At 57.8% G+C, this 1,216-nt stretch carries 3 protein-coding genes; all 3 read right to left on the bottom strand.

From position 1 onward, the window contains the following. The coding region (locus AB4043_RS26095; protein WP_442308597.1) for a biopolymer transporter ExbD at positions 1-234 on the bottom strand (234 nt) is incomplete at its 3' end. Between the two features lie 163 nt (positions 235-397). Next, positions 398-832, bottom strand: coding sequence for an ExbD/TolR family protein (locus AB4043_RS26090; protein ID WP_442302531.1), 435 nt, complete (start codon positions 830-832; stop codon positions 398-400). Positions 833-891: 59 nt separating this feature from the next. Further along, positions 892-1,216, bottom strand: a 325-nt coding sequence (locus AB4043_RS26085; RefSeq protein WP_442308596.1) for an ExbD/TolR family protein, incomplete at its 5' end; no start/stop codon positions are given.

The raw sequence follows: 1,216 nt of genomic DNA, 5'->3' as shown, positions 1-1,216 counted from the left end.
GTTCAAAGCATAGGCCGGAACACCACCGCCGCTATAGGACAACTGCACTACTAACGGGGCAGAGACCGGCTCCGGAGCCGTATGGGTTGCCGATTGCGAAAGAGCCGCTCCCATACCGCGGCCGGGTATGGGAGCAATGACCATAAAGATAATGAGCAGAACGAGAAGAACGTCGATCAGCGGTGTGACGTTGATCTCAGAGGCGATGCCGCGGGTTGCTGCTGTGAATGCCATAAAGACCTCGTAAAGGAAGTCGTGAGCGAGCACAGCGTTAAAGACACCACGGGCGGCAGCTATGTGCCACCGCCCGCGTAAGGTATAGGTCGATGTGCTTCTGGACGCGTATCCGGGCACGCATGAGCAGAGAGCCCAGGCGCGGCAGAAGCTCACCGTATGCTTACTGTCCAGCCTCGACGCGAGGTGTGATCAGACCGATGTTGTCCACGCCGGCGGCGTGTCCGAAGTCGATCACCTCAGCGACGTACTGGAAGTCGAGGTCCTTGTCACCCTTGACGAACATGACCTTTTCGGCGCGGGTCGCGTAGATCTCCTGCAGCTTGGGCGTCAGGCTATCCTTTGCGAAGTCCGTGTCGTTGATCTTGTACGCAGGACGGCCATTGTTGGACAGCACCTGCACCACGATCGTGCGGTCGTTGGGGTTCTCCTGCTGGTTCTTGTCCTTCGGCGGCTGAGGCACCAGGGTGTCCAGTCCATGAACTGCCGTGGGCTGGATGACCATGAAGATGATCAGCAGCACCAGCAGAATGTCGATCATGGGCGTCACATTGATGTCAGAAGAGACGCCACCACCACCACCACCACTCATTCCCATAGCTGAATTCCTTCGTTGCCGCACTCGGCGGCGAATCTTGAACTTTGCTTGCTTCTTACTTACTGATCTTCAGTCTTCTCGGTCAGCAGACCGAGCTGGCTTACGCCGGCCGAACGGATACCGTCGACAGCGTCCATCACCTTGCCGTAGTTCGCGCGGGCGTCGCCACGAAGGTAGACGTGCTTCTCGGTCTTGTTCTCCAGCTTGGCCGAGATTTTGGCGCCCATATCGTCAACGGTCACCTGGTCACCGCCCAGGAAGACCTTGCCGTCACGGGTCACAGCAACGACCACGGAGTCTTCTTTATTGGCGTCTTCCATGATCACCGCGGCGTTAGCCTTGGGCAGATCGACGTTCACCTTGTTGTTCAACATGGGGGTAATG

Source organism: Terriglobus sp. YAF25 (genome assembly GCF_052113305.1).
In the GTDB taxonomy this organism is placed as follows: domain Bacteria; phylum Acidobacteriota; class Terriglobia; order Terriglobales; family Acidobacteriaceae; genus Terriglobus.
Note: the sequence above shows the minus strand (reverse complement) of the source record. Positions and strands in the feature narration are given on the sequence as shown.

Excerpts from the sequence above, each read along its gene's own strand:
- AB4043_RS26090 (WP_442302531.1), bottom strand. The coding sequence starts at position 832 with ATGGGAATGAGTGGTGGTGGTGGTGGTGGCGTCTCTTCTGACATCAAT.